At 44.2% G+C, this 22,360-nt stretch carries 20 protein-coding genes and 2 pseudogenes; 8 read left to right on the top strand and 14 right to left on the bottom strand.

Features of this window, described 5'->3' with window-relative positions:
• Positions 1 to 193: 193 nt before the first annotated feature.
• The 3 genes and pseudogenes from fbp to EFK13_RS20595 form a co-directional block, all read right to left on the bottom strand.
• The gene (gene fbp / locus EFK13_RS20605) at positions 194 to 2,119 is read right to left on the bottom strand and encodes a fructose-1,6-bisphosphatase (protein ID WP_129507056.1); all 1,926 of its coding nucleotides are present in this window, start codon (positions 2,117 to 2,119) and stop codon (positions 194 to 196) included.
• A 255-nt stretch (positions 2,120 to 2,374) separates the two neighbouring features.
• Positions 2,375 to 2,536, bottom strand: a complete 162-nt coding sequence (locus tag EFK13_RS20600) for a hypothetical protein (protein ID WP_129507057.1) — start codon at positions 2,534 to 2,536, stop codon at positions 2,375 to 2,377.
• 40 nt (positions 2,537 to 2,576) lie between these two features.
• Positions 2,577 to 3,105 (bottom strand): annotated as a pseudogene (locus tag EFK13_RS20595) (Pathogenicity island protein).
• Positions 3,106 to 3,390: 285 nt separating this feature from the next.
• Here EFK13_RS20595 and EFK13_RS20590 point away from each other — a divergent pair.
• Both EFK13_RS20590 and EFK13_RS20585 read left to right on the top strand, forming a co-directional pair.
• Positions 3,391 to 4,395: a hypothetical protein gene (locus EFK13_RS20590; RefSeq protein WP_129507058.1), complete on the top strand. Its 1,005-nt coding sequence runs from the start codon at positions 3,391 to 3,393 to the stop codon at positions 4,393 to 4,395.
• A 104-nt stretch (positions 4,396 to 4,499) separates the two neighbouring features.
• A pseudogene (locus EFK13_RS20585) lies at positions 4,500 to 4,680 on the top strand (family 1 glycosylhydrolase); the annotation flags it as partial.
• Between the two features lie 109 nt (positions 4,681 to 4,789).
• Here EFK13_RS20585 and ahpF read toward each other — a convergent pair.
• The 6 genes from ahpF to gntR all read right to left on the bottom strand — a co-directional run bounded on the left by ahpF (position 4,790) and on the right by gntR (position 12,537).
• Complete coding sequence (gene ahpF, locus EFK13_RS20580; protein ID WP_129507059.1) at positions 4,790 to 6,319, bottom strand: alkyl hydroperoxide reductase subunit F; 1,530 nt, start codon at positions 6,317 to 6,319, stop codon at positions 4,790 to 4,792.
• 13 nt (positions 6,320 to 6,332) lie between these two features.
• Positions 6,333 to 6,896, bottom strand: coding sequence for an alkyl hydroperoxide reductase subunit C (gene ahpC / locus EFK13_RS20575; protein WP_064815472.1), 564 nt, complete (start codon positions 6,894 to 6,896; stop codon positions 6,333 to 6,335).
• Between the two features lie 570 nt (positions 6,897 to 7,466).
• Complete coding sequence (gene gnd / locus EFK13_RS20570) at positions 7,467 to 8,873, bottom strand: decarboxylating NADP(+)-dependent phosphogluconate dehydrogenase (RefSeq protein WP_129507060.1); 1,407 nt, start codon at positions 8,871 to 8,873, stop codon at positions 7,467 to 7,469.
• 23 nt (positions 8,874 to 8,896) lie between these two features.
• On the bottom strand, positions 8,897 to 10,243 hold the full coding sequence (gene gntP / locus EFK13_RS20565; protein ID WP_129507061.1) for a gluconate permease GntP: 1,347 nt from the start codon (positions 10,241 to 10,243) through the stop codon (positions 8,897 to 8,899).
• A 28-nt stretch (positions 10,244 to 10,271) separates the two neighbouring features.
• A complete protein-coding gene (gene gntK, locus EFK13_RS20560) occupies positions 10,272 to 11,813 on the bottom strand; it encodes a gluconokinase (RefSeq protein WP_129507062.1) in 1,542 nt (513 codons plus the stop codon).
• The gene (gene gntR, locus EFK13_RS20555; protein WP_129507063.1) at positions 11,806 to 12,537 is read right to left on the bottom strand and encodes a gluconate operon transcriptional repressor GntR; all 732 of its coding nucleotides are present in this window, start codon (positions 12,535 to 12,537) and stop codon (positions 11,806 to 11,808) included. Before gntR ends, gntK begins: the two co-directional genes overlap by 8 nt.
• A 195-nt stretch (positions 12,538 to 12,732) precedes the next feature.
• Here gntR and EFK13_RS20550 point away from each other — a divergent pair, with 195 nt between their 5' ends.
• Both EFK13_RS20550 and EFK13_RS20545 read left to right on the top strand, forming a co-directional pair.
• Positions 12,733 to 13,881, top strand: a complete 1,149-nt coding sequence (locus tag EFK13_RS20550; RefSeq protein ID WP_129507064.1) for a glycerate kinase — start codon at positions 12,733 to 12,735, stop codon at positions 13,879 to 13,881.
• A 93-nt stretch (positions 13,882 to 13,974) separates the two neighbouring features.
• On the top strand, positions 13,975 to 15,006 hold the full coding sequence (locus EFK13_RS20545; protein WP_129507065.1) for a polysaccharide pyruvyl transferase family protein: 1,032 nt from the start codon (positions 13,975 to 13,977) through the stop codon (positions 15,004 to 15,006).
• Between the two features lie 46 nt (positions 15,007 to 15,052).
• Here EFK13_RS20545 and EFK13_RS20540 read toward each other — a convergent pair whose 3' ends face one another.
• Together EFK13_RS20540 and EFK13_RS20535 are read right to left on the bottom strand one after the other, a co-directional pair.
• Positions 15,053 to 15,463 (bottom strand): hypothetical protein, encoded by a 411-nt coding sequence (locus tag EFK13_RS20540; protein ID WP_129507066.1) that lies wholly within the window; start codon positions 15,461 to 15,463, stop codon positions 15,053 to 15,055.
• A 14-nt stretch (positions 15,464 to 15,477) separates the two neighbouring features.
• Entirely contained in the window at positions 15,478 to 16,944 is a 1,467-nt protein-coding gene (locus EFK13_RS20535; protein ID WP_129507067.1) for a DUF2974 domain-containing protein, read from the bottom strand.
• Positions 16,945 to 17,003: 59 nt separating this feature from the next.
• Here EFK13_RS20535 and EFK13_RS20530 point away from each other — a divergent pair, with 59 nt between their 5' ends.
• On the top strand, positions 17,004 to 17,522 hold the full coding sequence (locus tag EFK13_RS20530) for a DUF1433 domain-containing protein (RefSeq protein ID WP_129507068.1): 519 nt from the start codon (positions 17,004 to 17,006) through the stop codon (positions 17,520 to 17,522).
• A gap of 93 nt (positions 17,523 to 17,615) precedes the next feature.
• On the opposite strand, the gene EFK13_RS20525 is transcribed toward EFK13_RS20530, so the two are convergent.
• Both EFK13_RS20525 and EFK13_RS20520 read right to left on the bottom strand, forming a co-directional pair.
• Entirely contained in the window at positions 17,616 to 18,308 is a 693-nt protein-coding gene (locus EFK13_RS20525) for an LrgB family protein (RefSeq protein WP_129507069.1), read from the bottom strand.
• Positions 18,278 to 18,682, bottom strand: a complete 405-nt coding sequence (locus EFK13_RS20520; RefSeq protein ID WP_129507070.1) for a CidA/LrgA family holin-like protein — start codon at positions 18,680 to 18,682, stop codon at positions 18,278 to 18,280. The genes EFK13_RS20525 and EFK13_RS20520 overlap by 31 nt, the downstream gene beginning before the upstream one ends.
• A 224-nt stretch (positions 18,683 to 18,906) precedes the next feature.
• Between EFK13_RS20520 and EFK13_RS20515 the strand changes: the two genes are divergently transcribed.
• A complete protein-coding gene (locus EFK13_RS20515; protein ID WP_129507071.1) occupies positions 18,907 to 19,338 on the top strand; it encodes a MarR family winged helix-turn-helix transcriptional regulator in 432 nt (143 codons plus the stop codon).
• A gap of 53 nt (positions 19,339 to 19,391) precedes the next feature.
• Here EFK13_RS20515 and EFK13_RS20510 read toward each other — a convergent pair whose 3' ends face one another.
• On the bottom strand, positions 19,392 to 20,462 hold the full coding sequence (locus EFK13_RS20510; RefSeq protein ID WP_129507072.1) for an SDR family oxidoreductase: 1,071 nt from the start codon (positions 20,460 to 20,462) through the stop codon (positions 19,392 to 19,394).
• A gap of 129 nt (positions 20,463 to 20,591) precedes the next feature.
• Between EFK13_RS20510 and yxaF the strand changes: the two genes are divergently transcribed.
• A complete protein-coding gene (yxaF, locus tag EFK13_RS20505) occupies positions 20,592 to 21,167 on the top strand; it encodes a transcriptional regulator YxaF (RefSeq protein WP_003236428.1) in 576 nt (191 codons plus the stop codon).
• 92 nt (positions 21,168 to 21,259) lie between these two features.
• Positions 21,260 to 22,273, top strand: coding sequence for a quercetin 2,3-dioxygenase (locus tag EFK13_RS20500; RefSeq protein WP_129507073.1), 1,014 nt, complete (start codon positions 21,260 to 21,262; stop codon positions 22,271 to 22,273).
• The last annotated feature ends 87 nt before the right edge of the window (positions 22,274 to 22,360 follow it).

Here is a 22,360-nt window from a genome sequence, read left to right as displayed (position 1 = left end):
TCTAAAACACTGAGAAGTAGGTATCGGCTCAAACGACGCAACAGGCGAACGGTAAACATGCTCGAACAATTTCCTCCGCTCTTCAAATCTCAACGTCTGTACTTGCTCCAATCCTTCTTACAGACTTTTTGTCAATTTACACTAAAACTGCAAAAAAGAGCCCAGAGAAAATCATCCCTGAACCCCATACCCCTCACTTCATATACCGATACTCCCGCAAACTCTCCAAAATAGCAACCTCCTGGAGCAGCTCTTCACCGACATTCGTTTCCTTCACTTTCTTCCGCTCAAGCTCTTTGTCCACTAATCGTTTCACTGTTAAGACGTCGGTTCCGGTGCTTAGGACTTCTGCCTTGGAGTTGAAGTGTTTATGGGCGACGAGCTGCATACCGTAGGAGTTGTATAGCAGCGTGTAGCCGGCGATGCCTGTTGTGGATTGGTAGGCTTTGGAGAAGCCGCCGTCGATGACGATCATTTTTCCGTTTGCTTTAATAGGATCTTCTCCTTCGATTTCTTTTACGGGTGTATGGCCGTTGATGATATGGCCGTGATCTGGATTGAGGCCGAATTCTGCCAGGATGTTTCGGCAGGTTGCCTCGTCTTCGCGTAAATAATAATACGGGTTTTTCTTTTCTTTATGTGTTTCCTTTTCTTTAATAAAATACCGCTCAAATGTCGTCATGGCTCGTTTTCCGAAGAGGGAGGAGTATTCGCCTGTCCATAAATACCAAGCCATATCTGTCGCCAGGTCATCGGTTTCTTCCGGGTGGGCAAAGGCTTCCCGCAAGAATCGTTCAAATACATCGAGCAGCTCACGGCCCGCATACGGTTTATCCTCAATCATCATCGTTTCCATATTGCCGTTTTCATCGACAGGAATACAGCCGTGAATTAACAGGTTGCCGTTATATTTTAAATAAAGGCTGCCTTTTTTCATCATAAAATTCATATGGCGTCCCAGCTTTTCGGAATGCTGGACAGAGAATAGCAGTTTGTCTATGACTTCTGCTTCTTCCTCTAATAGCTGATCTGGCTGTTCAGGATTAATCGTCGCAAAGCAGGTGTTTTCCAGTTGATATGTTTTTCCGTTCAGCGTGATTTCATTTTTGTCATAATCTATTTTCTCTAATAACAGCCGCTCTTCCATATTAAAGTTCGGCCGTCTCTTGATAATCGGGCTCTCAAGCTTGAATTGGATCATGGCAATCGCTTGATGGATTTTGGTGATTTGCTTAATCTCATCCTCTGGCCTGTTGTCGTCTGCTTTTGGACGGAACGCTGGATTATCATCGTAATATTTTTCGGCCAGGTTCAGCAGCGGTCTCAGGTTGATGCCGTACACGTCTTCAATAATATCCAGGTTGTCATAGCGGGCACAGATACGGATAATATTGGCCAGGCACACTTTGGAACCGGAATAGGCGCCAATCCAAAGGACATCGTGATTTCCCCACTGAATATCGACAGAGTGATAGTTGATCAGTTCTTCCATAATCCTGTCCGGCTGCGGTCCGCGGTCGTAAATATCGCCGACAACATGCAGATGGTCGACCACCAGCCGCTGAACGCTGTAAGCAAGGCCGGTGATCAGCTTATCTGCTTGGCCAAGCTCAATGATTTGATCAATGATTTCGGAGTAATATTGCTCCTTGTTTCCAGCTTGTTCTGTTTTGTATAGCAGCTCCTCTGTAATATAAGCAAACTGGGCAGGCAGTGCTTTGCGCAGTTTGGAGCGGGTATACTTCGAGGAGCAATAGGAAACGAGCTTAATCATTCGGTTAATCGTTTCTTTATACCACTCGTTTAATGCTTCTTTCGCATCAAAGTCATGTTTGATTAACATCAGCTTGTCTTCCGGGTAATACACCAATGCCGCTAATTCATCAATTTCTCTATCGTAAATGATACCGCTGAATATATCGCGGATCTTCTCTTTGACTCGCCCTGAACCATTGCGCAGCACGTGCTGGAAGGCCTGATACTCCCCATGTAAATCACTGACAAAATGCTCGGTGCCTTTTGGCAGGTTCAATATCGCTTTCAAATTAATGATTTCCGTTACCACTTTTTCTTCACAATCATATTTTTGTGCGAGTAGATCTAAGTACTTGCTTTCCAAAATCGTCCATCCCCTTTTTAGAATAAGAGCGTCCCCTATTTATGAGCATTAGCATGATAAGGTGAATTTAAAAGTATGTCATTATTTTTCATCATTGGACCTTTATATGATAGTACCGCATAACTGGTTTTTGTGACAATTGAAACGAGGGAAAGAGATGCCGAAATGAGTGCGTTTAAAATGAGTGATTAAAGTGAAACACAAAAAACCAGATTTCAATCAAAATCTGGTTTCTTACAGCTGGTCCTAAGTAATCTATTGTTGTTTTTCTTTCACCATCTTTATAAAAAGGAAAAAGATAATGAATACAATAAAGTAGTTCATTGGATTCTTAAAGATACTCATCTCCAGTGAAATCTGTAAGAGTATCCAGAGCAAGAAGATGGCTAGAATTGCAGGGATGATGATTTTGTACATGTGGACCACCTTCCATAGTTAATGAAAGAAGAGTTCTATATTAGAAGCAGGATGCAGCAGCCCAAGTCATTGCACCAACGGCACCGGCTCCTACCGTTCCAATGCCGGATATTGTGACTGCTCCTACAGCAGTTCCTGCAAGAATCAGTGTATCGCCACCAGTTATCGCACCGCCGCCAGTACCTAGAATACATTTTCCAACGGATTGAGTGCTGATGGTACCGCTAGTTTGTCCAGAGTCTTGGTTTACAACTTTGATTAAAACGCCATGATCGATTTTTTCGTATTGTAGTGTAACAGGGTCACCATTTTTGTCAGTTGAGCTTTTGGGGAGAATTTGCTCTTCGCCCGTTACATGATCTTTTAGGGTTATTTCCATCAGTACCAATATGAACATCTGCATGCTCGAACGTCATCTTCAGTTCACTATCGTTGAGGTTTTCAACTTTGTATGTAGCTTGAGATTCTGCGGCATCTGCAGCATTAGGTAAAACCGGGAGGGCTAAGGCGCCTACTAGGAATACCAAGGCTGCCAGTTTTACTGTGGTTAGCTTCATTATTCTTTGTATAATTTATCCTCCTCTTTGGTTGTCATACTAACAGAGATATTTTTCCTGTTAAACCTTATATATAAAAATCACTGAATTTCATTACATTGAATCACCAAGATATTCATTTTCCCTTCAAAAGTCTCAGACGTTGGTAGGTCTTTTTGTGTTCAGTATTTAAGGGTTAAACAAATAATTTCTTAGTTTATAAGGTAAGAAATCAAATTTTACATAAATGGGTAATGAATTGACGATAAAATCTCTTCAATATATAATTTGGAAATAAAATATAGGAGGATAGCGTGAATGTTTAGAAAACCAAAAGTCTTAATAACGGCGGTTGTCTTAGCTATAAGCAGTCTAGCCGCCACAACTGTATATGCTCAATCAGGTTACTTTAACACGTATACAACTTATACACCTTTGTCAAAATCAGGATATTTTACTGCGATGCAGGGAATGTGTGTGGATCGCAACAATAACGCTATTTATGCAGCAAAACTTAATAGTTCAACTCAAAAAACTCAATTATTCTCTATTAAAATGGGCAGTACCAGAACTGTTACACTACTTAAAAATTCAGATACAAACAGTACCAGCTATGATTTAGGGCACGCAAATGACTTAGCTGTAAAAGTATCTTCCGGTGATAAAAACGTCAGCATTTATGTTGCACCAATGTCAGACGGAACTAAGTATGTCAATAAAATAATAAAACTGAGTGTAGATACAACAAAGAAAACATACAAAGTTGCCAAAACTTACGTTCTGAATTATAAAGGTTCTAATTTATCTATAAGCGGAATAACATATTCAGTCGGAACAGATAAATTCATCGTTAGATCAGGGAAAAGATTTTTTATTGGTACGTTTAATGATAAAACTGGACGATTTGATTATGAGGCTACTTTTAAACTAAATTACACAAAAGCTATAGTTAATAATAAGATAGAAGATGTTTCTAAATACATCCAGCAAGGGATTTCCTTCTACCAAGGAACCTTATATGTGCCGCTTTCAAAACCAGATGCAAATGGAAATGCCTCTAATGTTAGCATTATATTAACGTATCCTTTGGATATAAATAGTTTGATTAAAGAACAAAAAACAACTCAAACAGCTGACTTTTCGAAAGAACTGTTTACCCGTAACAATTTGTCTTTCCGGATTACGAGCGGTGCCTATACACTTTTCGAAATAGAATCTGTTGATTTTGATGATGGAACGTTATACTTTAATACGAACCGCGGAAACAAGGGAACACAAGAAGATATGATCGCAACATTTAATAATTATAATTATTATAAGTAAAATCACGTTTGAAATTCTAATATATGGGGTGCAAGGGAGAGATTCTCTTGCACCTTTTTAGGTAGGGCGGTTGTCTAGGAGGCTAAGCTCTTTACATTCCAAAATTGGGCTACACGCCTTGGGGCATTATTGATATCATCCCCTTCACAACAGGCGAAATGAAAAAACGCTACGATATGATCTGTGTTTTTCGAGACAATAAAGGAAACCAATCGATGAAGCATATAAAAAGATTCATATGAGTGGTATAAAAAAGTCATTCAAATGAGAGGCAAGGAACTATAAACGTTGGCTCGAATCGTGCGCTTTTATCAGAGAGCCTGAGTCGAGGTTTTCTATAATAAAAGAAAAAACCGCAATGCTGCCAATCTGGCAATATTGCGGCTTTCTTTTATTAGTTGCGGATAAGGTAATCAAACGCGCCGAGAGCGGCGGTTGCACCTGATCCCATTGAAATAATGATTTGGTTGTACGCACTGTCTGTGCAGTCGCCGGCAGCGAATAAGCCTGGAACGCTTGTCGCGCCGTGTTTGTCGACGATGATTTCGCCGATGCGGTTGCGTTCAACTGTTTCGTCTAACCATTCTGTGTTTGGAACGAGACCGATTTGGACGAATACACCCTGAAGTTCAACGTGTTTTTCTTCGCCTGTTTCGCGGTCTACGTATGTGATGCCGTTTACGCTCTGATCGCCTGTGATTTCTTTTGTTTGCGCATTTTTGTGTACAGTGACGTTTGGCAGGCTGTAGAGACGTTTTTGCAGCACTTCGTCTGCTTTCAGTTCCGGTGCGAACTCTAGCACAGTAACATGATTGACAATACCCGCAAGGTCAATCGCTGCTTCGATTCCAGAGTTTCCGCCGCCGATCACCGCTACGTCTTTGCCTTCAAACAATGGCCCATCACAGTGCGGGCAGTATGCGACACCTTTGTTTTTGAACTCTTGTTCCCCAGGTACGTTGACATTGCGCCAGCGGGCACCTGTTGACAGGATCACTGTTTTGCTTTTCAGCACAGCGCCGTTTTCAAGTTCAAGTTCGAAAAGATCTTTCTTCTCAAGGCGTTTTGCGCGCTGAAGGTTCATGATGTCAATATCATATTCCTTCACGTGCTCTTCAAGGCTTGCCGCAAGCTTCGGCCCTTCAGTCGCTTTAACGCTGATGAAGTTTTCGATGCTCATTGTGTCGAGAACCTGTCCGCCGAAACGTTCAGCGACAACACCAGTGCGGATGCCTTTACGCGCAGTGTAGATCGCCGCACTTGCGCCTGCAGGTCCGCCTCCGACAACAAGAACGTCAAACGGCTCTTTGTCAGCAAACTCAGATGCGTCTGCGCCGCTGCCCATTTTGGCAAGAATTTCTTCAAGCGTCATACGGCCGCTTCCGAAGGATTCGCCATTCAGGTAAACCGTCGGCACTGCCATGATGTTTTTGCTTTCAACCTCTGATTTGTATGCCGCACCGTCGATCATCGTGTGCGTAATGTTCGGGTTCAGCACGCTCATCATGTTTAAAGCTTGTACAACGTCAGGACAGTTGTGGCATGTCAGGCTGATATAAGATTCAAAGTGGTATTCACCGCTGATCTTCTTCACCTGATCAATGACTTTTTGGTCTACTTTAGGCGGTCTTCCGCTCACTTGGAGCAATGCCAAAACTAATGATGTGAATTCGTGGCCCAGAGGGATACCGGCGAATGTAACGCCAGTGTCTTCTCCGACACGGTTGACACTGAAGCTTGGCGTTCTGTTTAATTCAGCTTTTTCAACTGAAATTTTAGATGACATGGAAGCCAGCTCTTCAACGAGAGCCAGCATGTCCTTAGAAATGTCATCTTCGCCTGCGCTAACTTTGAGAACAATGTCATTCTCAATTAGCTGCATGTATTGATTTAATTGTGCTTTGATATTTGCATCAAGTCCCAATGGAATGCACTCCTTAGATTTTACCTACTAGATCAAGGCTAGGTGTAAGAGTTTCGCCGCCTTCTTCCCATTTAGCCGGGCAAACTTCGCCTGGGTTTTGACGAACGTATTGTGCTGCTTTTACTTTGCTGATCAGGTTGCTTGCGTCACGGCCGATACCGCCCGCATTGATTTCTACAGTTTGGATAACGCCATCTGGATCGATGATGAATGTTCCGCGGTCAGCAAGACCAGATTCTTCGTCAAGAACATCGAAGTTGCGAGAGATCGTTTGAGATGGGTCACCGATCATTGCGTAAGTGATTTTGCCGATTTTTTCAGAGCTGTCGTGCCAGCCTTTGTGTACGAAGTGAGTATCTGTAGAGATAGAGTATACTTCAACACCTAATTCTTTAAGTGCAGCGTATTGGTTTTGAAGATCTTCAAGCTCAGTTGGGCATACGAAAGAGAAATCTGCTGGGTAGAAGCAGAATACGCTCCATTGGCCTTTCAGAGATTCGTTTGTTACATCGATGAATTCACCGTTTTTGAATGCTTTTGCTTCGAATGGAAGTACTTCTTTACCGATTAAAGACATAATGTATATTCCTCCTAAAAATGTATTAGAAAGCATATTCGCTTTCAATAATAATTCTAATTATATATGAATTATTAATTAATATATATTTTTTGTCAAGCCAAAACCCCATTAATACCTTACTTTTTTTCGTCTTCATTAAGCTATGACAGGAAAGATTTAGGCATTTTTTTGGTGCAGATGAGAATGTAAATCTAGGTTGATTCTCAATTAGACAAGGTTTTACGGGACTTTTGTGATTCAGAACTGTTAGGCATTTGAACATTTTATGACACAATGAACAAGCGGCAGGTTGATGTTATTTCAGCGTGTACCTTTAGTTCTCATTCAGTAAACCGATATAAAAGGCAAAAATAGAATGGAGCAGCAAGCATGCCGATTTTCACTTTGTTTTCTTGGGGATTGTTTCTAGCTATTATTGTATCACTGTTTATGATATTTAAAACATTACTTATGTCTCCAATTGTTTGGATCATTGTGATCGTACTGGTTCTCTTTTTCAGAAAAAGAAGAAACCATTGATGAAAAAAACACGGTTCAGTTGAAACTGACCGTGTTTTTTTATGGCTGTTATTCAGACCAATTCGTATGGAAAACGCCGTCCATATCTGTCCGTTCGTACGTATGAGCGCCGAAGTAATCGCGCTGCGCCTGCAAGAGGTTCGCATTGGAACGTCCTGTGCGGTAGCCGTCGTAATAAGAGAGCGCTGTTGTTAAGCATGGGAACGAGCTCCCGGTGCTGATGCCCTCGCAAACGACTTTGCGCATGCCTGTTTGGTAAGCTTGGAGCTTATCTGAGAAATAAGGCGCGATCATCAGGTTTGACAGGTTTGGCTGCTCGCTGAATGCTTCGCTGATCACGTTTAGGAAATCTGCGCGGATGATGCAGCCGCCTCGGAAAATCAAAGCGATGTCTTTGAGCGGCAGGTTCCAGCCGTAAAGCTCAGATGACATTTTGTATTGGGCAAAGCCTTGTGCGTAGGCGCATACTTTCCCCATGTAAAGAGCCTGTCTGACGTATTCGATCCAAGTGTCTTTATCAAAATGTTTTTCTTCGGCTTCCGGGCCTGCTAACACGTCTTGAGCTGCCACGCGTTCTTCTTTTAAGGATGACAAATAGCGGGCGAACAAGGACTCTGTGATGATCGTGGACGGAATGCCGTTATCAATCGCCTGCATGCTCGTCCATTTTCCGGTGCCTTTTTGGCCCGTTTTATCAAGGATGACATCGATCAGAGGCTGTCCTGTTTTTTCGTCTTTTTTGCGTAAAATCTCAGCTGTAATCTCTATTAAATAGCTTTTCAGCTCACCTTGATTCCATGTTTCAAAAATAGAGGCAATTTCATCGAGCGGCAGACGCAGCGTTTCTCTCAGGAACGTATACGCTTCTGCAATCAGCTGCATGTCGGCATACTCAATGCCGTTGTGCACCATTTTTGTAAAGTGTCCTGCCCCTTTTGGCCCGATGTAGACACAGCACGGATCTTCACCGACTTGAGCTGCGATTTTTGTCAGGATAGGAGCGGCTTTGTCATAGACGTCGCGATCTCCGCCAGGCATGATGGAAGGCCCTGTTAATGCGCCGACTTCGCCGCCGGAAATTCCGACTCCCAGGTAGCCGATGCCTTTTTCCTTCAGCTCGTCATATCTTCTTTCTGTGTCTTCATAGTGAGAGTTGCCCCCGTCCATGATGACGTCGCCTTCTTCAAGCAAAGGCTTTAATGATTGGATGACGGAATCTACGGGTTTTCCCGCTGTGACCATCAAAAAGATTTTTCTTGGTTTTTCTAACGATTGAACAAAATCCTGAAGCTCGTAGTACGGGCTGAGAGATTGTCCATCCAGCTTTTGGATAAGCTGGTCCGTTAAATCTCTGGTGTAATTATAGACTGCGACGTTTTCACCTTTGTTTGCCATGTTTAAGGCGATATTGCTTCCCATTACGCCTAAGCCTATGACACCAATCGTATTGAACATGTGTTACAGCTCCTTCATCAATTTCATACAACTAAACTTAACAATAATATGAATCCCAGTCCAGCAACGGAAATAATCGTTTCCAGCAACGTCCATGTGGCAAATGTTTCTTTCATGCTTAATCCGAAGTATTCCTTGAACATCCAGAAGCCGGCGTCATTGACGTGTGAAGCGATGACACTTCCGGCGCCAGTTGCGAGCACAACTAATGCCAGGTTAACATCAGAATGCCCCAATAACGGAATGACTAGTCCTGTTGTGCTTAGCGCGGCAACAGTGGCTGATCCTAGAGAAATGCGCAGGATCGCCGCGATGAGCCAAGCAAGAATAATTGGCGATAATGCCGTTCCTTTAAACAAATCTGCCACGTAATCGCCGACACCGCCGTTGATCAGCACTTGTTTGAAGGCGCCGCCTCCCCCGATGATCAAAAGCATCATGCCGATTTGTGAAATGGCTGTTGAACAAGAGTCCATCACGGTTTTAACTGGAATGTTGCGTTTGATGCCCATTGTATAAACTGCGACCAATAACGAAATAATCATAGCAGTCGATGCGTTTCCAATCAATCGGATAAAAGCTAAAACTCCGTTATCCGCAAATCCGATTGTTTCTTGAAGCAGGTCGATAATGGTCGCGACCGACATGATGATAATCGGAAGCATCGCAGTAAAGACGCTGATTCCGAAGCCGGGTGTTTCCTCAAGCTTAAACGTTTTTTGCGTGCCGAGTGATGCGATATTGCCGTTTTTCGAAAATGATGCAGGAACGATTTTTTTCGCGAACTTTGTAAACAAAGGCCCTGCGATGAGCACTGTCGGAACAGCAACGATAAAGCCGTACAGCAGCACTTCTCCAATGTTAGCGCCGTATTCGCCGGCAATTGCCGTAGGTCCCGGGTGCGGCGGCAGGAAACCGTGCGTGACCGATAGCGCTGCAACCATCGGAATTCCGAGATATAAAATAGAAATCTTCAATTCTCTTGAAATCGCAAATACAATCGGAATTAATAGAACCAGTCCCACTTCAAAGAATAACGCGATACCGATAATAAATGAGGCAATAACAACGGCCCATTGAATGTTTTTCTCGCCGAATTTGTTGACGAGCGTCATCGCAATGCGCTGTGCGCCTCCTGAATCCGCAATCAGCTTGCCCAGCATCGCACCGAGTCCGAAGATGAGCGCGATGTGTCCAAGAGTTCCCCCTATTCCTTCTTCAATGGAGCTGACAACTTTATCGAACGGCATCCCGAGTGCCAATGCCACGCCGAACGATACGACCAGCAAGGAAATAAATGTGTTTAACTTTAAGCCCATAATCAAAAATAGTAATGCTAAGATCCCAAGTGCAACGATGATTAACGGCATGGTAATGCCCTCCCCTTCATGTCAAGTACTAGTTGTGTGTGATTAAGCCCCTCTGATAATCTGCAATTTGTGTATATTGATTTTCTAATGATCTTGATAGGTTGATGAAAATCGGTATTAGTTTTCTGTATTCTTTGGCTGAGTCTTCGATCGGCGTATGTCTGTGCGTGCTGCCGACCATGTCGGACACGGCATCGAATGAATCGATTTTTCCTGTCGCATACAGGCCTAAAATGCAGGCGCCGAGACATGAGCTTTCGTAGCTTTCCGGTACGACAACCTCTGATTCGAAGATATCCGACATCATTTGGCGCCAAACCTCCGACCTTGCAAATCCCCCTGTCGCCTGAATGCGGGTTACCGGACCGTCCATGCATTCTGTTAACGCCAGGAACACCGTGTACAGGTTGTAAATGACGCCCTCCAATGCCGCGCGTATCATATGCTCTTTCTTATGGGACATGGTCAGGCCGAAAAATGAGCCTCTTACATCCGGATTCCACAACGGAGCGCGTTCTCCGGCGAGGTACGGGTGGAACAGCAGACCGTCAGAACCGGGTCTGACGCGTTGGGCAATCTTCGTCAGCACATCGTATGGATCAATGCCCAGGCGTGTTGCTGTCTCGATTTCGGAAGAGGCAAATTCGTCTCTGATCCAGCGGAGGACGATGCCCCCGTTGTTCACCGGCCCGCCGATGACCCAATGCTTGTCCGTCAAGGCGTAGCAGAAAATTCTTCCCTTTTCATCGGTTTGCGGCTGGTCAATAATCGTGCGGATGGCACCGCTTGTCCCGATGGTTACGGCAATCTCGCCCTTCTTAATGGCGTTGACGCCAAGATTGGACAGCACGCCGTCGCTGGCGCCGATGACAAAAGGCGTTTCCGGATCAATTCCCATCTGTATCGCTAGTTCCGAAGCGCAGTGCTGAAAAATTGCAGTTGTCGGCACAAGTTTTGATAAGTGATCCGGTGTGATGCCTGCGATGCGCAGCGCTTCATCGTCCCAATCCAAGCTTTTCAAGTTCATCATGCCTGTCGCTGACGCCAAGGAGTAATCGATGACATACTCATTGAACAGCTGTTTAAAAATGTACTCTTTGATGCCGATATATTTTTTTGCCTTGGAAGCGATTTCTGTTCGTTCATTGGTGATCCAGGCAATTTTGCTTAGGGGTGCCATCGGATGGATCGGTGTTCCTGTCCGTTTGTACACCTCATGCCCGTTCAATTCATCTTTAATCTGATGCGCCCAGCCTTCGCTCCGGTTGTCGGCCCATGTGATGCATGGCGTCAGCGGCTGATCCTTTTCATCAATGGCGATGACGCTGTGCATGGCGCTGCTGAACGAAATAAATGAGATCTGCTTGTCCGGATGCTGTTTTGTAATTCTCGCCGTTGTGTGAATGACTGCCTGAAAAATCTCTTCCGGATCTTGTTCGGCTGTTGAGATGTCTGGTGTATAGAGCGGATAGCCGATGCTTTCTTTCTGTACCACGTCTCCGTTTTCACTGAACAACACAGCTTTTGTGCTTGTCGTGCCGATATCGATTCCTAACATATAACTAGTCATTGTTGTTTTCAGCTCCTTTAGCCAGCATTTGTTGTGAGAGCCACAGGTCTTCTACCTTTTCTTGCACATCATCAAAGTTTTGGTGAAGAGACTGAATCATCAGCGCCCTGTCCTTCGCTTTAATGGCCTGAATATAAAGCTCATGGTTATCTAAAATCCGTGTGAAGTCTTCATATTTTTCCTTTAATCGCGCCCGCATGGACAATAGAATAAAGCTTTCCATGACGGGTTTTAGGTTGTTCCAGATCATATGAATGTATGAATGATCAATCGCGCGGATAATCGTTTCATGGAACAGCACATCCTGAAATGAAAATTCGTCCGCGTCCTCGTATTTAATAGAGACTTTCATCATTTCAAGTATTTTGCTGAGATCTTTGACTAAAGGCTCAATGTCTATTTTGACAAGCCGTTCAAAGACAAATGTTTCTAAGAGTAAACGCACATCATAAATTTCCGCGATTTCCTTCTCAGTTAAACCGATTACAACCGCTCCCATGCGTTCTAAGCGGATGGTTTTTTCGGATGCGAGTATTTTTAACGCTTCGCGAACCGGCGAACGGCTTACTGAAAACTCGGCGGCGATCGTATTTTCTGATAAAATGGTACCGCTTTCAATCATGCCTGAAATGATCCGCATTCTCAGCTCGCATGCGACACGAACACCGGTTGACGCTTTTGAGAGCCATTTTGCGGGATACAACAGGTCCTTGGAGTCTAGCATACACTCACCTTCCTCACTCAAGGAGTATACTTGTATACAAGTATGATAACTCGAATATTTCTTTTATGCAAACACTTTCATTTCTAATTTTTAATAAAATTTTTCCTGGAATTAATGGTATGTATTTCCAAAGGAGATATGATACATTGGAGATAAATAGATTACGTGAATCATGTTTTGAAAGAGGCGATTTGGATGAAAATCATCATTGCACCGGATTCTTTTAAGGAAAGTTTATCAGCTCTGGAGGCCGCCGACGCGATAGAAAGAGGGTTCAAATCGGTCTTTCCGGGTGCTGATTACAGAAAATTGCCGATGGCGGACGGCGGTGAGGGCACCGTTCAGTCTCTGGTTGATGCCACAAACGGATGGATCAAAGAGCAGGTTGTCAAGGGGCCGCTGGGGGAACCGGTGACAGCGTTTTTTGGCATGTTGGGGGATGGGAAAACGGCTGTGATTGAAATGGCTGCCGCCTCGGGACTGCATCTCGTGCCTGTAGAAAAGCGCAATCCGCTCGTCACTACAACGAAAGGGACGGGAGAATTAATCACAGCGGCCCTTGATGCGGGTGCTGAGCGGTTGATCATCGGGATCGGCGGAAGCGCTACAAATGACGGAGGAGCCGGAGTGATTCAAGCGTTGGGCGGAAGGCTTCTTGATGAATCAGGCCGTGAGATAGGACCCGGGGGCGGCGCGTTATCTCAGCTCGCATTCATAGATGTAAGCGGGATTGATCCCAGAATCCATCATGTCAAACTAGAAGTCGCCTGCGACGTGGACAATCCGTTAACGGGGCCAAGAGGTGCTTCAGCCGTTTTCGGGCCGCAAAAAGGCGCGACAGACGACATGGTGCGTGTACTGGATCAGCACTTGACCCACTTCGCGGATGTGGCAGAAAAAGCGCTCGGAACAACCTTCAGAGAAACAGAGGGCGCCGGCGCAGCAGGCGGCCTAGGGTGGAGTCTGCTGGCTTTTCTTCATGCTGATCTGAAAAGAGGCATTGATATTGTCCTTGAAGCGGTTGATTTTGAAAATGAAGTTCAGGATGCGGATCTTGTGATTACCGGCGAGGGCCGGATTGACAGCCAAACCATTTATGGAAAAACGCCGATCGGTGTGGCCAAAACGGCGAAATCATATGAAGTGCCCGTCATTGGCATTGCAGGATCAATATCACGAGAGAGTGATGCTGTTTATCAACACGGAATCGACGCGCTTTTCAGCATTGTGCCCGGAGCCGTACCTCTTGAAGACGCGTTTGAACATGCCGCGGAATATATGGAAAGAACGGCGCGGGACATTGCGGCATCCATCAAATTGGCGAAAACGATGTTTCTGATATAGCCGGCGCACACGCCGATGCATAGCCATCCTCCTTTTTGGGTAGAGACAGTTAACCACACAATGAGGCATTCATCCCAGAAGGAGGACGAAGACATGACTGTACAAGAAATCAAAGGAAAAAAACTCGTAAAAGGCATTGCGCCAAACGTAGAACCAGAAGCCTTGTTAAATGATAAGCGAAAAGTATTTTTGTTTGGTTCCCCGAGTTACACAAACATTGGTGACCAAGCGATTGCGTATGCGGAAGAGAAATTTATAAAAAACCATTTTCCTTATTATGAATACATTGAGATTATGGATTATGCGACGGATGAGGGCATTGAACTGGTGAAGGAAATTATCCGTGAGGACGATATTGTCTGCTTTACCGGCGGAGGGAACTTAGGAAACCTCTATCTCGATATTGAGGAAGACAGAAGAAAGGTCTTCTCGGCGTTTAAGGACTACAAATCGATTTCTCTGCCGCAATCCGTTTATTTTGAAGATACAGAGGAAGGCAATAAAGAAAAGAAAAAAACACAGGACGCGTACCATCAGAATCCAAACTTAACGATTGCCGCGCGTGAGACGCAGACGCTGGATGTTGTAAAACAGACCTTCAACTCCAATGTGATCTTTACGCCGGACATGGTGCTCTCCTTGGATATTGTTCCGAAAGAGCTTGAGCGGGACGGCGTTCTCTTTATTTTAAGAGCAGACAAGGAGAAAGTGACAGACGAAGAATTTATTTCACAGATGATGAAATGGGCAGAAAAAACAACCTATACGGAGCGTACTGATACGGTGCTGGATACGGTCGACACCATCGATTACGCTGATCGTGAAAAGCATTTTATGGAGATGCTGGACCGCATCGGTTCCAGTAAATTGGTGATCACCGACCGCCTCCACGCGATGATTTTCTCGATCATTACCAAAACACCTTGTCTCGTTTTTGGCAACAGCTACGGCAAAGCCAAACATTCGTATCGGGATTGGCTTGAAAGCTTAAACTTCATTGAGTATACGGATAAGAATGATGTTGAGGAGCTGGAGCGCATGATCGACCGCCTGCTTCAAGCCGAGCCGAATGATGTTGATTTGTCTAAGGATTTTCAGCCGTTGGTTGAGTTTTTTAGATCATAAAAGAAAAAGCAGACTGACGGCGGTCTGCTTTTTTCTAATGAAACCATTATAATCCGATCGAATTTATCAAACTCGAGACGTCGGAACGAACTTTATCAAATGAAAGCTGATCTTTCATTTTATCAGTGACACTGTCTATCGCTTTTCCTGACATATAATGGCCAAGCATTTCCCGTTTCGCCTTAACCGCCTGCTCGGCGTCTGTAATGTCATCATGGATTGAAGATAAGTTCTTACGGTCTTCCTGAAAAGCATAGGTTAGTTGTTTTTTGATTGAATTCATCAGCGCCAATTTTTGTTCTTGTCTTTTCTTCTCTTTCAACGCCGCCAATTGCTCCGGTGTCATTTCAGATGTATCTATATGAGTATTTGAAAAAAGCGAAGTGCTTGAATGCTGGCTCGTCACTCTTTGCATAAAACGGTCTGCATCTGTTGGTTTTTTATTCATAAAATCCATGTTTCTTTCTCTCCTTATGAAATCCCCATCCGGCTTGCTGCTGCCAGATCTGCATCATGGTAAGCATGTCCCATATGGCCAAGATCATCTGCCACCATCTGAAGCAAGTGCTGTAAATGAAGCGCTGCATCTACTGCCTGATCATATTTTTCTTTTGAGTAAAAAAGGTGATGGGGTTTATTCATTTTGATCTTATTGATCAAATCATCGACATCAGAAACGGATAATTCATCATATGTGCCAAAGCCAACCATTCGTGTGTGCATGTTCCTGACATCTTCAATTGAATCCTTTACTTTGTCATCGATTCTTTCAATCTGGCGTATAATCTTAGACCATTCCGATTCCGCGATATGTTTTAACTGTGTGCTTGTATTCATCAATACATGTGACTTAATGAGGATCGAAACACCTGTATTTGCTTTCACATTCGTAGACTTCATTTGCTTAAGCATCGCTACCGCAAACTCTGGATTGTTTTTTAACACATCATCTACAGTTTGGGCAGAGCCATCTGAATTGAAGTTATATCGGTCCAGGCCGTGACTTCCCATCAAGGCTTCGACAAATAGTGTGACATCAAGAGATTGATTGTTGTATTGTTTAAATGCCAGACCCAACATCTTCACTACATCAGGGAGGCGATTATTTTGTACACCTTTCGGCAAAGCTTCGTCATACATCACCTTGACTTTACCTACTTCAGCGGCATCCCGATTCAGCAAAGATAATCCATCATTTAAATTGATATATTCTGTTAAACGGCTGCGGAAATCTCCTTTTAACGCCCGAGCCTTGACATCCTCAGGCAGGTTTTCGTATATGTTGGGATTTTCGAAAGTAACACCGCGTTTGATAAAGTCATTCATCACGACTGCATAGCTTGCATTAGAACCGCCTAATGAGTGACCGGTTACTTGAATGTCGGCATTTTTAAAGTCTTTATGTATTTTTTTTGCATATTGGTCTGCCTGAATCGCCTGGTTCTCTGTCCCGTCATCAAATGGTTTTTTGCCAACCAAATAACTAGTGTCCATATGGAGCCAATCCTGCAAAATCTCATTTGAATATTCAGGAGCCCCTTTTGCGTAGTCATAGAAAGAACCATCTTCACCTTCAGGAATGTTGATTCCCTTTTTCTCTACTTCTTTAATAAGCTGTTCCCGCTCATCACGATATTGTTTTATTGTATCTTGGAATTGGCCGGAGCCGATGGGTTCTGATCCGCGGTATGCGATAATGGCGTTTTGGATTTTTTCTGGGTGTTTGCCTTGATTAGAACGTTTATAATCTTCTTCAGTGATAAGCGTTAAAGCATTAAGGCCTTTTTTAGTTTTTTTATAATCTACAACATACAAACTTTGACCATTGCTTACTGTTATTACTTCGCCAATTTCATATTTGCTTATTTTGTAAGCGTTGTTGGAAAGCAAGTTGAGATCCTTATCAGTTAATTTCAAAGAGCTATTATTTTGAGGCAAACTAATCACTCCTAAACTTTACATATCTAGTATAATAAAATAAAAAAGGATGAAATACCATGTTGTTTACCAAAAAAATACTGATTTGCGGGGCAATTGTATTAGTTATTGGAATAGGCATTTTTTATTTAAATCATAAGAACACTAATACAGTTGATCAATCATCGCAAAGGTCTGGAGGCAAGCAAAACGTGAATTTGGATGAAAAAAGTGAACAAGAAAAAGCTGAAGACTACGCTGAAAAGATGAAACCGAAAATAAAGGAAAAATTAAAAAAAGAGGATATTCATCATTTTATTAAGGATATTAAGTTTAATGAGAAGGTAACAATAAGTCCAATGGGAATGATTGAAGTTACTGGTTACATCAATAATGAGCCAGAGAGGTTCTCATTTGATGCCTCTTTATATTATAAATCGAATGAAGTAGATTCTATTGGCTATTCAAAAGAAGTGGGAGACCGTTTTACAGACTGGAGCGAATACAGCAAGAAAGAAAAAGAAGAATACATCAAAACCGCTTACCCTGATAAAAAAGAACGGGAACAATATTTAAGAGACATAGGGGAACTAAAATAAACAGGCAAAATGCTATTTATTTTAACAATCGGTTTACTTTCGCTGATTCGTATCACCAAAAAAGACTGCCCTCCTCCGGGGCAGTCTTTCTTGTTAAATATGAAACAGCCAGACGACGATTGGGCCAAAGAATGAGCCAAGCACCGCACAAAGCGTCATTGAGACGGAACTCATGGATACGGCCAGTTCCCCGTATTCGAATGCTTTTGAGGTGCCCAGTGCATGGGACGCGCTGCCTAATGCGATGCCTTGGCCAAGTGAGCTGCGTATGCGAAGCCATTTTAGGACAAGCGGCCCTAGGATGACGCCTGAAAAGCCCGCGATCATCACGAATACGACTGTCATGGAAGGAACACCTCCGAGACCGGCGGCGATTTGAATAGCGACAGGGGTTGTGATCGATTTCGGCAGAATGGATAATAAGAGATCATGATTAATCCCGAATGCTTCCGCGAAGATCAGCCCGCTGATCATTCCCATGCAAAGGCCAACCAGTACGCCGCCTATAATGGGAACGCAATGTTTGACAATGATATGCCATTGTTTATAAAGCGGATAGGCCAGTGCCACAACTGCCGGCCCAAGCAAAGAATTTATCCATTTTCCCCCGATCATATAGCCCTCATACGAAACATGAAAGAGAACCAAAACCGTGACAATCAATATGGTCGTTGTCAGAACAGGGATAAGGAATGGAAGCGGGAATCGCTTATAAAGTTTGACCATCGCTACATAAGCGGCAACTGTTAAAAGAATTATAATGATTGCGATACATGCTTGCTGCATTTCTCTTTCTCCTTACGCTTTTTTGCTTTTTTCTCTAATAGCTGGCTGGCGAATCCAGCCGCACTGATCGTGACGATGGTGCTCAGAACGACTGTAATCAGCAGCATCAAACCATTGAATGAAATGAGCGACGGGTATTTCATCACTCCTGTCATGGCCGGGATGAACAATAATGGAAGAAAGGACAATAAAAATCCTGCTCCGTCTTCAATAATGGAAACAGGAACAATACGGAGACCTAAACAGATCAGAAGCAATACCAGTCCGACGATGCTTCCTGACACCGGTAAATGAAGCAGATGCTGAATGGCATCTCCGATCATAAAAAATACATATAATATCAGCACTTGCACAATAATTCGTATGGCTTTCACATCAATTGCTGCTCTTGAAATCGAACAGCTTCCTCCTTTCTGGTGACTTGCTTCGACGAGGGTTCTGAGGAATCACTTTACTTTCTTTTTATATGATTGTACTATACAAGTATAATAATTAAATGGATCATATAACTTTTATTGGTTGAGTTCATATACATTTGTATTATACAAGTATATATAGTGTTGTCAATGTCGGAGATTGGAACGGGGAGCGAGTGCGAGTGGAAAAACAGAATTCAGTTGAACGAATTGAATATGAGCTGACGACTTTTATCAGGAGAGCTGTTTATCTAGATCAATCAGAGAAAAGAACAGGGAATTTGGAGAGAGCTTCGTACTTATTGCTGAGGCAATTGGATGAGTTTGGGCCTGCCCGCGTAAAGGAATTGGCCGATTCCTTTAAACTTGATATCTCTACGCTTTCAAGACAAGCGGCTGCATTAGAGGCGAAGGAGCTCATCTATCGTTTCTCAGACCCTTCCGATGGCAGAGTCAGCCTGTTTACCATTACAAAGCTCGGCAAACAAACATTAAAAGCGGATAAGCAAAAGCGCCTTGAACGTTATGAACAGATGCTGAAAGAGTGGTCAGCAAAGGAAAAAGAGATGTTCGGCGAGCTTTTGCAGCGTATGAATAAGGCCTTTATCGATTAATGAAAAAAACCCATGCTTTCGGTGAAACAGCATGGGTTTTTCTTATGGCCAGATTATCTGCTTCGTTTGACGGCGGCCCAAGCCACCAGTCCGGCAACAACAGCCGCCGATACAATCGGGCGTTTCGCAGCTTTCGTGTAATCGCTTCTTGACCGAATCCATCCTTTATTTGTGCCCCTGTCATGCATGCCATACCCCGCTTCATACAGCGCGTTTTCTTCCCGCGGGTTGGACGGTCTTTTGGCATGCTGGCTGCGGTACATGATTTTTTCCATCAGTCTGTCGGTCAGCCGGGGAAAAAGAGCGCCCAGCAAGGCGATAGCTTTTGCCTGTGACCCGATATACATGTCGCGCTTCGGGTGTTCGGCGGCAAACAGGATGGCTTCGGCGACCGCTTCCGGCGGGTAGATCATGGAGCGGTAATGAGCCGGCTGTTTGTCGAGGTAGCTGCGCGCGTGTTCGTTGTAAGGCGTGTCAATTCTGCCCGGATGGATGAGCGTAACCGAGACGGGTGCCTGTTCTTTTTCGAGCTCCATTCGGATGCTTTCCGTCCATCCGTGAAGCGCAAATTTGGCTGACGCATATGCGGATTGAATGACCGTTCCCCTGTCGCCGAACAGGCTTCCTACATTGATGAGAGCACCCGGCACGCCTCTGCTGGTGTAGTGTTTGACGGCTGCTCTTGTTCCGTAGACAGGTCCCCAGAAGTTTGTGTCGAACATTCGCTTCATGTCGTCGACGGTGACATCCATGGCGTGTCCGAAAATCGAGACGGCGGCATTGTTGACCCATGTGTCAAAGCGGCCGAATGTGCTGATCGCGGTTTCTGCGATGCGGTTGACGTCTTCTTCTTTTCCGGTATCCGCTTTCACCCATATGGCGTCGTGCCCTTTTTCCTTTAGTTCATCAGCGAGCTCCTTCAGCGCGTCTCCATTTCGTGCTGCTGCCACGACCTTTGCCCCTTTTTCAGCTGCCATTCTCGCAGTGACAAGACCGATTCCGCTTGAAGCGCCGGTAATGACAATCACTTGATCCTTAAGTTGTTTCAGTTTGAGCTTCGTTTTCATGCCCGGGTTCTGTTGTTCAAGCTGTTCTGTATTTGTGACTGCATCATCGTTTGCCATTAAGAATCCCTCCTGAACGCGTTTTTGTACCTTTACCCCATCCAGGAGGTTCTTAGCCCTTTTGACAATCACAGGGTTCTTTTTTATATTATATAAGTCGCTCTACCATACCTAGGAGGGAATGTTTTAATGACTAGCAGAGGAGATTCACGTGAAAAAATCCTTCACACGGCGTCACGTCTGTTCCAGCTGCAAGGATATCACGCGACAGGTTTGAACCAGATTGTGAAAGAAAGCGGTGCTCCTAAGGGATCGCTTTATCACTTTTTTCCGAATGGCAAAGAAGAATTAGCAATTGAAGCGGTTACATATACAGGAAAATTGATTGAACATCTGATACAGCAAAGCATGGATGAATCCTCTGATCCAACAGAAGCGATTCAGCATTTTATCAAAAAAACAGCCAGCCAGTTTGACAATACAGAAAGCATTCAAGGCATTCCAGTCGGTTTGCTGGCGAGTGAGACAGCGTTAATCAGTGAACCGCTGCGGACGGTTTGCATGAAGGTGTTTAAAAGCTGGGAAGCGGTTTTTGCGAAAAAATTAATGGAAAACGGATTTGCAGAAGAAGAAGCAAATCAGCTTGGCATGCTGATCAATTCGATGATTGAGGGCGGTATCATGCTTTCGTTAACGAATAAAGACAAAACGCCCCTTCTTCTCATTGCCGAGCAAATTCCAGTGCTGGTGAGAAAAAAAGGGTAGCATTTTGTTATCCTTTCTCCTACAATTATATAGAACGGTCTAGTCAGATAAACTATATTATATAGACTGGTCTAAATTGGAGGAAACGATATATGAAAACATTATGTGAAAACTCATTACCTAAAGAAAAAATGCCTTATTTGCTCCGCAGCGGAGAAGGTGAGCGCTATTTGTTCGGCAGACAGGTTGCCACGGTAATGGCGAATGCGAATAGCACCGGTGATTTGTTTGAGATCGTGATGCTTTCCGGGGGAAAAGGAGATGCCTTTCCGCTTCACGTCCACAAGGACACACATGAAGGGATTCTCGTTTTGGACGGGAAGCTTGAGCTGACACTTGACGGAGAACGCTATTTATTAGTATCAGGCGATTATGCGAACATTCCGGCCGGAACACCGCACAGCTACCGGATGCAGAGCCACAGAACACGACTGGTGTCGTATACGATGAAGGGAAATGTGGCGCATATGTATTCCGTTATTGGGAATCCATATGATCATGCTGAACATCCGCCGCACGCAATCGAAGAAGTGTCAAACGAGCGATTTGCAGAAGCGGCCGCTGTGGCGGATATTGCCTTTCTGAATGATGAAAAGCCAGCAGGTGCGGCAACATTAGCGGCACTTACAGAGCTTCCGGATAGAGCCGTTCCATACGTGCTTGAGTCTGGGGAAGGCGACCGTCTGTTGACGGGGGATCAGCTTCACCGCATTGTGGCTGCACAAAAAAATACAGACGGCCAATTTATCGTCGTATCATCGGAAGGCCCTAAAGGTGATCGGATCGTTGATCACTACCACGAACACCATACAGAAACATTTTATTGCCTTGAAGGGCAGATGACGATGTGGGCGGATGGCCAGGAAATTCAACTGAACCCGGGAGATTTTCTGCATGTCCCTGCGCACACTGTTCACTCCTATCGTCTGGATTCTCATTATACAAAGATGGTGGGCGTACTGGTTCCAGGCTTATTTGAACCGTTTTTCCGGACGTTAGGTGAGCCGTATGAAGGCCACATCTTCCCAAGTGAGCCTCAGGCTCTGCGATTTGATCGCGTCCTGCAGAATATCGAAGCATTAGATTTAAAGGTAATGAAACCTTAAAAATGACAAGATTGTAAGGTTCCCATGCCTGCCTGACACCTAAATCGATGTTTGCTCGCCCCTTTTTTTCATACCCTTAAGGTACAG

Source organism: Bacillus cabrialesii (assembly GCF_004124315.2).
Taxonomy (GTDB): domain Bacteria; phylum Bacillota; class Bacilli; order Bacillales; family Bacillaceae; genus Bacillus; species Bacillus cabrialesii.
This window is presented reverse-complemented; position numbering and strand designations above follow the sequence as displayed.

Coding starts and splice junctions, on each gene's coding strand:
- EFK13_RS20600 (WP_129507057.1), bottom strand. CDS start 2,536: ATGTACAAAATCATCATCCCTGCAATTCTAGCCATCTTCTTGCTCTGG.
- EFK13_RS20590 (WP_129507058.1), top strand. CDS start 3,391: ATGTTTAGAAAACCAAAAGTCTTAATAACGGCGGTTGTCTTAGCTATA.
- ahpC (WP_064815472.1), bottom strand. CDS start 6,896: ATGTCTTTAATCGGTAAAGAAGTACTTCCATTCGAAGCAAAAGCATTC.
- gnd (WP_129507060.1), bottom strand. CDS start 8,873: ATGTTCAATACGATTGGTGTCATAGGCTTAGGCGTAATGGGAAGCAAT.
- gntP (WP_129507061.1), bottom strand. CDS start 10,243: ATGCCGTTAATCATCGTTGCACTTGGGATCTTAGCATTACTATTTTTG.
- gntK (WP_129507062.1), bottom strand. CDS start 11,813: ATGACTAGTTATATGTTAGGAATCGATATCGGCACGACAAGCACAAAA.
- gntR (WP_129507063.1), bottom strand. CDS start 12,537: ATGCTAGACTCCAAGGACCTGTTGTATCCCGCAAAATGGCTCTCAAAA.
- EFK13_RS20550 (WP_129507064.1), top strand. CDS start 12,733: ATGAAAATCATCATTGCACCGGATTCTTTTAAGGAAAGTTTATCAGCT.
- EFK13_RS20545 (WP_129507065.1), top strand. CDS start 13,975: ATGACTGTACAAGAAATCAAAGGAAAAAAACTCGTAAAAGGCATTGCG.
- EFK13_RS20540 (WP_129507066.1), bottom strand. CDS start 15,463: ATGGATTTTATGAATAAAAAACCAACAGATGCAGACCGTTTTATGCAA.
- EFK13_RS20530 (WP_129507068.1), top strand. CDS start 17,004: ATGTTGTTTACCAAAAAAATACTGATTTGCGGGGCAATTGTATTAGTT.
- EFK13_RS20525 (WP_129507069.1), bottom strand. CDS start 18,308: ATGCAGCAAGCATGTATCGCAATCATTATAATTCTTTTAACAGTTGCC.
- EFK13_RS20510 (WP_129507072.1), bottom strand. CDS start 20,462: ATGGCAAACGATGATGCAGTCACAAATACAGAACAGCTTGAACAACAG.
- yxaF (WP_003236428.1), top strand. CDS start 20,592: ATGACTAGCAGAGGAGATTCACGTGAAAAAATCCTTCACACGGCGTCA.
- EFK13_RS20500 (WP_129507073.1), top strand. CDS start 21,260: ATGAAAACATTATGTGAAAACTCATTACCTAAAGAAAAAATGCCTTAT.